The sequence below is a fragment of the Fibrobacter sp. genome, assembly GCA_012523595.1.
Classification (GTDB): Bacteria; Fibrobacterota; Chitinivibrionia; order Chitinivibrionales; family Chitinispirillaceae; genus JAAYIG01.
The window spans coordinates 22,641-33,404 of the sequence record JAAYIG010000188.1 but is presented as its reverse complement, the minus strand read 5'-3'; the positions used below and the strand labels follow the sequence as shown (position 1 = coordinate 33,404).

Here is a 10,764-nt window from a genome sequence, read left to right as displayed (position 1 = left end):
ACACTGATCTTATCACTGAATACAATTTCACCCCACATCAGAACTCTCGCGGCAAGTTCGTGATCCTCACAGAAAGGTCCAAGAAATTCAAATTCAGGATCGAATCCCGATAAGCGGTCAAGAACAGATCTGCGGACTATTAAATGACAAGTTAAAAACGCTCCACCACTGAGATTCTGTACCTCTCTGTCCCAGACTCCTCCTCCTGATCCTGTAACTTTTCCCTCTATGCCAGGAACTGAGCAGGGAACCTCTTTCAGCAGAGTAATCAAATTGTCAAACCAGTTTTCATTCACCTGAACATCATCATCGAGAAAAACTACCCATTCGCCGCTGCTTTTGGCTATCCCGGCATTTCTGGCAACAGCCATACCCCTGTTTCTACCCTGATGCAGATATTGGCAATTGAATTCAGCGCAGATCCGCTGGTTTTCACATGCATTTTTTTCATCTGATCCATCATCAACTGCGATTATCTCGGTATCAGAATCATCTTTTACCTGTTCTCTGAGTGACTGCAGGCACGTACGGAGATATCCCGGTCTGTCAAAGGTTGGTATTACAATTGAAACTAACATATCCAAAGTATACTATAATACTGATTAAAGCAGTAGTCACAGAACAGCATGCTTGCGATTGCAAAGCAACTCACGATACATCTCAATACAGTTTGTACCGGAGTTTTTACTGAGTTCCCTGTATTTCGATGCACCTTCCATCGAACGGGCAGCCCATAAGTCATTATTAATGATCAGATCACTTATCGCATCCGCAATAGCCTCTGTTTGCAGTGGATCTGCGAGCCGGGCTGCTTCACCGCAGGTTTCCTCAATTGATGGTATCCTGGATGCTGCAACCGGACACCCGTAACTCATCGCCTCCAGCGGTGGAATTCCAAGTCCTTCGTAAAGAGAAAAGAAGAGAAGGCCACTCGCGTGGGTGAGATGATGATGATAAAAATCCATATTTTCTTCAAAAAATACATTTTCCGTAACACTCTCCAGATTCTCTTCTTTCCTGTCTATTTTACCCAGTATCAGCAGTTTGTAATGGGGAAACGAATCCTTGATCATGGAAAATGCCTTTACGACACGGGCACAGTTTTTATGAATGCTGCCTCCCAGAGTTATGAGATAGGGATCGCGTTTTTTCCCCTTATAACGGCTATCCGTAAGAGGCATGTATATGGTTTGCATTCTGTCCTTTAATGATGGAAAAATTCCGGCGAAACCGGATAGTGTCGCCTTGGATATGCAGATAAAGCGGTCTGTTGATTTTATCAGTCTCTTCTGCATTTTCCAGTATCGGCTTGTTCTCACTGCTTTAAGAAAGGGAATATCCCACAGTTCAACTCCCGGATCGTAAAGCGTAGCAACAGTAGCACAGGGATTAAACAGGCCAAGGCCAATCTGCCATTTGGGCCCAAGCGCGATCCAGTAATGAAAAAGGTCGATTTTATGCTTTAAAATCAAAGCAGGGATAGTGAAAAGGTCACTTTTCCAGTTACTGATCCGGTAAGGGATCCATTCCAGTTTATTTTCCAGTATTGAATTGTGGAACTTCGTTTTATCGCCCCAGGCGAAAATCCTGAAATCATCATTACATTCAATGATTGCTTTTGTTAGTGCCTCCGTAAACCTGCCTGCACCACGGCTGCCATACCCGAATGAAAATAAGCGCAGATCCCAGAGAATATTCATTTTGCTGATAATCCCCTGTAAATTTCAACCAGTTTTAAAGACATGGCACTGTAACTGTGGATTTCCGCATATTTCCCAACATTTTGCAGCAGTTTTTCTCTGAAACCTTTCCGGGTCAAAATTGAATTGATCGCATCTATGGCAGATTCACACTCAGGTGGAATTACAACAAGAGGACTGCAGTGCGGGGAGTTGATTTCCTCAGTAAGAGGAAGTTGAGTTGCAATAATTGGTATAAGAGCCCCGATTGCCCGATTAAGACTCGCAGATGATGCACGGTTTGAGAAAAGCGCCATGTAGATGTCGAGCTCTTTTAAAAATCTGCTCTGCTCTTCCTCACTGACCCATCCGGTTATTCTGAATTGATTATCCCATCCGTTCTGGTTTAAGGTACTCATGATTCGGTTAAATAATTCCTGCTGTTCAGAATTTCTAATCCCTCCGATCCATGTGAAACGCCATTTCTTGTCAAGTTTTTTGAGTATTGAAAAAAGCAGATCATAGTTAAATTGAGGATTTATAAAACCAGTTGACCCCAGGTGGATTTCATGATCAGATGTCCATTTAAAGGGAATAGATTCACTGGAAATCTTTACTGGAAGTGCCAGTACCTCTATTTTGGAAGGATCAGCTCCACTTTCTGTAAGTATCTTCTTGTGGTAATGATGGTGAACGAGAACGAGGTCAGCCCCGAAGTTTTTTCCAAGATGCTTTCTGTAAGCGGTCTGTGCGGGGTGTCTGTAATCGTAAATAAGTCTCCGGATCACCCGTAAAAACAACGGTCCCGAAATTTTGCTTCTCGCAAATACTCCCGGAAATTCCCGGTAAACCTCGTGAAGAGAGACAAGTAGCGGTTTATTGATTCTGCTCAGTGTTCTGAGGAAAAAATCATTCCTGTCTTTTAGGAAAAAAGATGATTCATACTGAAGATGCACCAGATCGGCGGAATCCAGTAATTGGATGTTCTGCCGGTTGTCTGAGTAAAAATCATCTGTGTCAATTTCCAAAATGTCCAGATGGTTTTTCAGGGCATGGATGTAGTGACGGGCATGAATTGAAATTCCGCAGCGCTCAATTTTGGGATAAATCCACACCACTCTCATTTGCAGGATTCCTGTTCTTCCAGGATTTGAGAAGGAAGCCCGATTCTTTTTCCATAAAGAAAGAACCTGGCAAGACCAGCACCGGCTCCGCATAATCCGGCAATAACTGCAAATGGATCGTGTCTCATTTTGCTGGAATTGATTTTTAAGGGTTTTCTTGAGAGGTACTCCAAACGATATTTCCAGAAATTAGTCGATGAACGAGCAGATTTGCGGGGAGAATATTTGCACAGAAAGTACGCTGTGTTTGCAAAGCTGTGAAAAAGATATCTGTATCTTTTATCTGACCTGCATCCGCCACTGTTATTGTGCAGATGAGTAAGTCTGGCTTCAGCGCAGTACCAGATTTTGTACCCTGCTTTCATCACTCTGAAAGCACAGTCCACTTCTTCAAAAAGAGCATTGTGCTTGAAATTCTCATCAAATCCACCGATATCTGCCAATACATCTCTCCGGAAAGACATATTGGCGCCCATTAAACTCACTACATACTGGCTTTTGGAGAGCGAGAAATTCTGATGTATTTCACCATTTATGATATCAAACCATGGAGGTGTTTCTGCTTTGCCTTCGAATACAGGGTCATCTGTAAAACCTGCTGCGGCTCCTATTGACTTATCAAGGTAGCATCTCCTGTGCATATCAATCAGATTGGCATCAGGTATTATATCGTCATCGAGAAAAATGACCACAGGATTGAACCCTGCTTTTAATCCAGTGTTACGGGCCAGTGGAAGATTTGGTGTGGGAGAGTAGAGAAGGCGTACCTGGTTTGAAACCGGTACCACCGGAGGCTCATCACCCTGCCAGACTATATACAGGAAATCCCCGGGACGGCATTGTTTATGGATCAAATCAACTGTCTTTGAGACTGAATCCGATCGTTTGTAGGTAGGAATTATTATATCAACTGGTAAATTGTCACTATGGAAAAAAGAGACCTCTTTGTATGGTTTACGGGCATGGGCAAAGAATGATCCCCCCCCCTCGATTCCGCAGATCACCTCTATTTTATTTGTTATGGAGTTTAAGAGTCTGAATATCAGACCTGCAAGCGGAAGCTTTTTTATCAGTGTAAAAAAAGATGTAAGAAGGAACAGAAGATGGAAACGGGCATGTTTAAATGCCAGACGGTATTTCTCCGGGTATCCAAGAATCCATCCAAAAATACCGGCAGGACTGCAGGACCTGTTCACCTCAAATCGTCTGCAAAGTGAAGCATGAAGTTCACTGGACTGGCGGATTGAAAAATGCCCGTCCAGCCTGGCGAGGTAATCGATTCCACTTTTTTTCAGAAGAATATTATCGGGCCACCTTTTTCTGTAATCTCCGCATTCACTGTGCAGGAAAAGTTGAGCACCGGGTCTGCAAATTCTTGATATTTCATCGAGAGCTCTTTCCTGGTTAGAGAGATGACCGAGAGCATCAACAGAAAAGAGAGCATCAATAGATTCGTGCTTGAAAGGCAGAAGATGTAAATCTGCACAGACAGGAATCACTTTTCCGGAATTATCATTCAACCGGGCAGATTTCAATGCCTCTATTGACCAGTCTACTGCCAGAACTGTAGATCGGGATCTGTCAATAAACCACCTGCTGTAAGCACCGGTTCCACAGCCGAAATCTACCACTTTATGAAAGGAAAAGCACTTGGATGCAAGGTGGTCGACACCTTTGCGTTTCAGAGAGATGAAATCAGCGAATGATCGAAGCAGGCCTGGTCTGATGGAAACCTTGCGTGTTTTCCACTGGCCTGACTGGAATTTTTCCTGTGAGAAAGAGCGCTCAGCTCTGGTAGACATTTAAAAACCACTAGTCTTTTTTCGATTTGTAATAATGGTAGTAATATTTGTAATATCCGTAACTGGAATACCGATGTGAAAGATTAATATCATTAAGAACCGCTCCAAGTATTCTCACGCCAACATTGCGTACTGTGTTTACCGCTCTGAGTGCGATATCCCGGTCGGTATGGTGAGATTTGATTACTATCAGAAGTCCATCCATTTTAGTACCCAGAAGCGTTGCATCTGTCACGGCTACAATCGGTGGAGTATCAAAAAATACTATGTCGTAATGGTTGCGGAAATAATCAATAATCTGAATCATACGGTTAGAACCCAGCAGTTCGGCCGGGTTGGGGGTGAACATTCCTGCTGAGATCAGAAAAAGGTTGTCTTTCTCGGTGCATTTGGTAACGCGGTCGTAATCGGGATTCCCCATGAAAAGATCAGTAAAGCCAGGCTCTCGTTTGGTATTGAAGATGTGGTGGAGTACCGGACGCCGCAGGTCTGTGTCGATAAGAAGAGTCTTCTTTCCCATCTGAGCATACGCCATTGCAAGATTGGAGATAGTCAGAGATTTTCCTTCAGACGGACCTGCGGAAGTAAGGACAATTGTTTTCAGAGGTTTGTCAGGACTTACAAATGATAAATTTGTCCTCAGGGATCTGTAAGATTCTGTCGTAACAGAATCATCACCTTCAAAATTAAAGACCTGTCTGGGATAATGGAGTACAGAGGTGCCTTTTCGGGATATTGATGAGCGGCGGCGGAGCTCTACTTCGTTTTTCTTCATGTGGGCTATATGGGGAATTGTCCCAAGGACCGAAAGGCCCAGATATCTCTCGATGTCATCATTGCTTTTAATAGTGGTATCATTGAACTCAATAAGAAAAGCCAGCCCCAGGCCAAGCGCAAGCCCCAGAAATGCGCCAAGCAGGTAAAATCTTGTCTCATTCTTCGGAATCGGATCCCGTGGCTTTACTGGAAGATCCACAATCTTTATACCGGCAGAACTTGATGCACTCCTGATTCTCTGTTCTTCTGCTTTTTCAAGCAGAATGTTATAGACATTCTCGTAAATCTCCTTGGCTCTTTTAAGTCTGAGCAGCTCCAGTGAATGAGAGAGAATATCAGGATTTCCTGCTTTGTAGGATTTAATTGCTTTTTCATAAGATTCGAGACGCCGCTTGAAAAGCTCAAGCTCCCCCTCTTTGGTCAAAACCGATTTACGCAGTTCCTGCCACTGACGCATTGTTGCCGGATCTATCGGACTGCTGCTCTTGGTCTGTTTGAACTCGAGCAGACGGTTCTCTATATCCTGAATCTCTCTGTCAATTGTGGATACACCCGCCAGTCTGATCCCAAGACCCTCAAGACGCAGCCTCTCTTTTTCCAGCTCGCTTAATTTTGCCCTCAGTTGGGAGTACTCCGGTGAACGCATATTGCTTGCAGGAGTAAATTTGCGCTCCAGGTTGGTGAGCTGTTTCTTTTCAGCATCGAGATCAGCCTGCTTTAGTCCGATCTGAGCCAGACCGCTTGCGTAAGCATCCTGAAGTGTTTTGAGCTCTGGTGTTGTCCCCTCATGAATTTGACCGGTCTTATCACTGAATGTCCGGTAATCCTGCTCCGCGGTTTCCAGTTTTTTCCTTATAAGTTCCAGTTGTTTCTCAATCTCAAAAAGAGCCCTGCGCGACTCCTCACTGGCAACCTCCTGACAACGGGTACGGAATATTTCGGTCCCTTTAAAAGAGATCTGATAAGCAAGGTCACTTGTTTTGGCGCGTGCAACCAGATTGAGAAACGATGTAAAGGTAGTTTTACGAAGGGAGAGACTGTTCTGGATATACTTCAGCGCCTCGTCTTTCGTAATTCTGGGAAAAACGCGTTCAAAATTATTCATCCCTATACTGTCAAGCACAGACTGCAGAAAAGTACGGCTGGCAAGAATACCCTCGTAAAAACTGAGATTTCTGTTAACATTTATCATTTGATTGACTACGGCACTATGCTCCTCTATGACCAGTGTGGAAGATGATTCGTATATATCTTCGATCTGAAATACATAATAGATTGTCGAGAGAAAGACGCTTAAGAATGAGAGGAGTATTATCCAGTGCCTCCGGAATATAACCGCAAGATAGTCTTTAAACCCGGTGTTTGTCTGAAACTTCTCTATTGATATTGAAGTCATATCTATTTAAAAAGATTGGCAAAGGTCTGAATCGTAACAATAAAAAGCAGTGTATTGTTCAAAATCGAAAGTATTGTCTTCCAGTCATACCATTTGGAATAGACAATTATGATATCACCTTCGTAAACAGCAGGTATCTGTTCCATCTGCCCCTTATCGATATAAGATTGAATATCGAGGACCTCCTCAACGGCCTTTGAGTTTTCGTGATGGGAGATTCTCCTTACTTTTGTCAAATCCGCCTTCTCTACCGGCCCTCCGGCAAGATAAATCACTTCGAACACATTCATTTTTTCTTCAAGATCAAATAGCCCGGGCTTCTGAACCGAACCGATAACCTTGACTTTCTTTGATCGCTCCTGGGCAAGGACTACCACCATGTCCTCGTTTTCCAGCTTGGGCATGGTTTCCAGTTCTCCCTCCTCCATGAATTTTAACAAATCATAAACTTCCTCGGAGCTGGGATTGCCCTTGTGGACAATTTTAACACGGGACAGATCAGCTTTCTCCAGCGCTCCACCAGCAAGCTTTATTGCTTCCTGTATGGTAGCCCCCTGAATAGCCTTCACCGGACCTGGGTTTAGAACCTGCCCCAGAACTGTAAGAGTAATTTCCGGTTTCTCGACAATTGATACCAGAACAAGAGGGTTGTCTATATGTCGTGCGAGTCTCAAAGTAAGTTCATTCATCAGTTCGGATGTGGTTATGTTTGTTATGATCTGATCGGCTAGCAGAGGGTACTCAATTGTACCGTTTTCATTCACAATGTACTGTCCGGAAAACTCAGGGTTGGACATCACCTGAATGTTAATTACGTGGCCGGCCCTGATAATCGCTCCGTACAACGGAAGATTGATAATTGCCAGAAACACTATTGCTCTGAATATCTTAAGCATCAAAGCCTCGCAGGGTAGATCCCGCTTTTATTTAACCGGCAGTCATAAACACGAATGGATAGGAGACCGTAACATCTCCCTCAGCAATCGGTTCAAACTGCCACATTTTTATTTTTCTCATTATTTCGTTCTCAAGCTCGGTATTTCCGGTTGTGTTCTCCAGTACTTTGACCATCGTAACACTTCCTGATGCTGAAATGGTGAACCTGACAGTTATTTTTCCTGATAGAGAAGGATCACGCTTGAGATACTTTTCATAGCTCATCCTGATACTTGTTTTATGAGATGCCACTACGGAGTTTATCACGTCAGAATCTCTCTTGGCATCCGATGATGCGGCTCCCTCGATACTTTCAGGCCGCTGGATCAGAAATTCACCTTTTTTTGCCAGCTCCATTGTTTTGGCACCACCGACATTTGCGATCAGATCGTCTATTTCCTGTCTGTGGGAAACAACCAGGTCCTTACTTTTCACCAGTTTCCGGTTGAGGACGTCAACCTCCTGTGTCTTCTGAAGTCCGCTCATGTTGGCCAGAGCGGCATCAAGATCGGTGAATTTTTCCTTCCGGTCTTTCATCGAGCCGAGTACATCAACAACCGAGGGCCCTTTGGCAGTTGTGCCCACACCTGTAAGCATCCCCAGAACTCCAACAGTCCGGATCTTTTCCTCTACCCGTGCTGTCCTTGCCTGAACAGATTTCTGAGCCTGTGCACGACTGACAGGCGCAGAAGATTTGACCTCAGAGGACTTCTGCTCTGTCTCGACCTTCGTTTCTGCGGGACCTGCAGCAGTTCCTGTGGCTTTTTTCTCTGTTTTTGGGATGGGTTTCTCAATTATCAGGCGTGCGAAACGCTCAGGTATCTCCTCGATTACTACTTCCACCTTCTTTACCTCTATCTTGTTTGTGTAGTAAATCAGGGCGGAATGGATTAGAATAGACAAAAGTGCTAAAAGGAAAAAACGAAGATCGATTTTTCTCCAAGGTGTGCCACGCAATTGCCTCAAAGAGCGGTTGTCAATAATAAACCTGCCGCTGCTTCCGGCAATAAAAGCGTTATCGGTATTACTCACCACTTATTCTCCTCGTTTCCTTACAGCTAGAGAAAAATTATTGAACTCCTGCTGTCCGCAGGTGTACATAATTTTCTTTATGAGGCGGAAACGGATCTTTTTATCACCCTGAATCGTAATCTCACCCTTGAATTTGGTTTTACTGGAGTACTGCCCGATCTTTTCAGTCGCCGCCCTCCGGTTCCCAAGCCAACTGTAAAGGCCGGGAATAATCAGTTCATCGGATTCAAGCACTTCAGGAACATCTGCTACCTTCTGATCTTCAGCAAGTATGTACTTATTATTGACAATTAAAGTAACTCTCAGTTCGGGTTTTTTCTGTGCGCTGGATTCAGGAAGATCCAGCTCTTTGGATATGGTGATGATCTCGCCTTCTGAAGAGAAACTCTGGAGAAGGTAGATTAGAAGAATAGTCATCACATCAACCAGAGATGTAAGCTGGGGTTTGAAAGCCTTTATCTGTCCTTTTCCCCTCGTTTTGCGCAAGCGTTTGAGGGAGGATTTTGATGCAGGAAAACTCATATTGCCTCTTCTGAATCGACTACCCTGAATATCTTGTCCAGATTTGTACCGGTAAATAAGCTCCTGATGAATCCCTGCGGATTTAAAAAAACCAATTCCCTCTTCTGCTCCTCAAGCAGCCGCCAGAGATACACAAATGCACCCAATCCATGGCTGTCTATAAATGTCGTCTTGCTCAGATCTACCACTATTTTCTCAGATTCTGCCTTTCTCAGATTCTCAAGCTTCTTTGTGATCTTACCCACATTTTCTCCTGTGATTTCACCGTTTATCTCCAGCACAGGAGTGGATCTGAATTTTTTTATTTTGAGTCTTATACTCATCCTACATCTCCTGATAAGCCGATGTCAGGAAATTGTGATTCACGACATACATCCATGAACTTGATTATGTCATCATATAGAACTTCTGACTCCAGAACAAGTACAACACTTTTCTGTGACGGGTACTGGAACTTGATTGCTTTAAGGAGAACCCTTAACTGTTCAAACTGATACTGCCCCTGAACTCTGGGGACCTGATCCAGTTTCTTGCCGGTACCCACTATCCTGAATCCTTCGTTTGTAACCACTATGGAGATATCCAGTTCCTTGGATTCTGTTGCCTCGCCTGCTGTACCCTGTGCGGGCGGCAGAGAGAAATCTATTACTGCGATATGAGTGAATACTGCCATGGAAACAAGAAAAGGGATAAGCACCATAAAAAGATTCATCACCGGTGTCACATCCAGATCAACCAGTTCTATCTCTTTACTGACCGACTTGTTGGCTCTCTTTGTGGCAGGAAAAGCTTTGTCCATAATCTTGTCAACATCTATGTCAGCCATAGCACCCCCGGGATCAGGATCTGCGCTGGGCGAAAAGGAAGTTTAAAAGCCGGACTGAACTCTCATCGATCTCCTCGATAATGGTGTTTGATTTGGAACCCATTATCGAATACATAATCATACATGGAATCGCTACAATCAGTCCCAATGCCGTTGTGTTCATAGCGATCGCGATACCTTTTGCAAGTACTACAGCTTTTTGTGAGGGATCTGCTGCCGCAAGTGCACCAAATGCCTGCTGAAGACCGAAAATTGTACCCAGAAGACCCAACAGAGTGGAAATGTTTGCGAAAAGGGAAAGATAATGAGTTCTGCGCTGGATGCGGGGCAGTTCTCTTAAAGCAACTTCATCCACTGCGTTCTGAATCTCCTGATCAGGCTCCTGTTGCTGATAATGCCAGAGAGCAGACTCCAGAATTGCAGAAAGCGGAGTCTTTGTTTTAGCGCAGATCTGTCTGGCTTGCTCAATCTCACCGTTACGCACAAGACGGGTAATCTGTGTCAGAAGAGCTTTGGCGTCGATACGGCAGTGAATGTAATAAAAGTAAAGTCTCTCCAGCACAACTGCAAACGCAAATGCCGAAACAGCCGCGATAGGATACATCCATACTCCACCCTCCTGAAACCATCGGGCTATCGCTTCCATTCTTTCTCCTCCTTATATTAATAA

The 10,764-nt window shown here is 44.1% G+C and carries 11 protein-coding genes; all 11 read right to left on the bottom strand.

What is annotated here, in order from left to right; translation table 11 throughout:
• The coding region (locus GX089_12640) for a glycosyltransferase (protein ID NLP03337.1) at positions 1-578 on the bottom strand (578 nt) is incomplete at its 3' end.
• 36 nt (positions 579-614) lie between these two features.
• Positions 615-1,700 (bottom strand): glycosyltransferase family 4 protein, encoded by a 1,086-nt coding sequence (locus GX089_12635; protein NLP03336.1) that lies wholly within the window; start codon positions 1,698-1,700, stop codon positions 615-617.
• Positions 1,697-2,803, bottom strand: a complete 1,107-nt coding sequence (locus GX089_12630) for a glycosyltransferase (GenBank protein ID NLP03335.1) — start codon at positions 2,801-2,803, stop codon at positions 1,697-1,699. Before GX089_12630 ends, GX089_12635 begins: the two co-directional genes overlap by 4 nt.
• Positions 2,800-4,605 (bottom strand): methyltransferase domain-containing protein, encoded by a 1,806-nt coding sequence (locus GX089_12625; GenBank protein ID NLP03334.1) that lies wholly within the window; start codon positions 4,603-4,605, stop codon positions 2,800-2,802. Before GX089_12625 ends, GX089_12630 begins: the two co-directional genes overlap by 4 nt.
• A gap of 10 nt (positions 4,606-4,615) precedes the next feature.
• Entirely contained in the window at positions 4,616-6,778 is a 2,163-nt protein-coding gene (locus GX089_12620; protein ID NLP03333.1) for a polysaccharide biosynthesis tyrosine autokinase, read from the bottom strand.
• A gap of 2 nt (positions 6,779-6,780) precedes the next feature.
• A complete protein-coding gene (locus GX089_12615; GenBank protein ID NLP03332.1) occupies positions 6,781-7,674 on the bottom strand; it encodes a hypothetical protein in 894 nt (297 codons plus the stop codon).
• A gap of 31 nt (positions 7,675-7,705) precedes the next feature.
• Positions 7,706-8,746: an energy transducer TonB gene (locus tag GX089_12610; protein NLP03331.1), complete on the bottom strand. Its 1,041-nt coding sequence runs from the start codon at positions 8,744-8,746 to the stop codon at positions 7,706-7,708.
• A 3-nt stretch (positions 8,747-8,749) separates the two neighbouring features.
• On the bottom strand, positions 8,750-9,268 hold the full coding sequence (locus tag GX089_12605; GenBank protein ID NLP03330.1) for a biopolymer transporter ExbD: 519 nt from the start codon (positions 9,266-9,268) through the stop codon (positions 8,750-8,752).
• Positions 9,265-9,591: an STAS domain-containing protein gene (locus GX089_12600; protein ID NLP03329.1), complete on the bottom strand. Its 327-nt coding sequence runs from the start codon at positions 9,589-9,591 to the stop codon at positions 9,265-9,267. Before GX089_12600 ends, GX089_12605 begins: the two co-directional genes overlap by 4 nt.
• Positions 9,588-10,094, bottom strand: a complete 507-nt coding sequence (locus GX089_12595) for a hypothetical protein (protein ID NLP03328.1) — start codon at positions 10,092-10,094, stop codon at positions 9,588-9,590. Before GX089_12595 ends, GX089_12600 begins: the two co-directional genes overlap by 4 nt.
• Positions 10,095-10,107: 13 nt before the next feature.
• On the bottom strand, positions 10,108-10,740 hold the full coding sequence (locus GX089_12590) for a MotA/TolQ/ExbB proton channel family protein (protein NLP03327.1): 633 nt from the start codon (positions 10,738-10,740) through the stop codon (positions 10,108-10,110).
• Positions 10,741-10,764 lie beyond the last annotated feature (24 nt).

Coding starts and splice junctions, on each gene's coding strand:
- GX089_12635 (NLP03336.1), bottom strand. CDS start 1,700: ATGAATATTCTCTGGGATCTGCGCTTATTTTCATTCGGGTATGGCAGC.
- GX089_12630 (NLP03335.1), bottom strand. CDS start 2,803: ATGAGAGTGGTGTGGATTTATCCCAAAATTGAGCGCTGCGGAATTTCA.
- GX089_12625 (NLP03334.1), bottom strand. CDS start 4,605: ATGTCTACCAGAGCTGAGCGCTCTTTCTCACAGGAAAAATTCCAGTCA.
- GX089_12620 (NLP03333.1), bottom strand. CDS start 6,778: ATGACTTCAATATCAATAGAGAAGTTTCAGACAAACACCGGGTTTAAA.
- GX089_12615 (NLP03332.1), bottom strand. CDS start 7,674: ATGCTTAAGATATTCAGAGCAATAGTGTTTCTGGCAATTATCAATCTT.
- GX089_12605 (NLP03330.1), bottom strand. CDS start 9,268: ATGAGTTTTCCTGCATCAAAATCCTCCCTCAAACGCTTGCGCAAAACG.
- GX089_12600 (NLP03329.1), bottom strand. CDS start 9,591: ATGAGTATAAGACTCAAAATAAAAAAATTCAGATCCACTCCTGTGCTG.
- GX089_12595 (NLP03328.1), bottom strand. CDS start 10,094: ATGGCTGACATAGATGTTGACAAGATTATGGACAAAGCTTTTCCTGCC.
- GX089_12590 (NLP03327.1), bottom strand. CDS start 10,740: ATGGAAGCGATAGCCCGATGGTTTCAGGAGGGTGGAGTATGGATGTAT.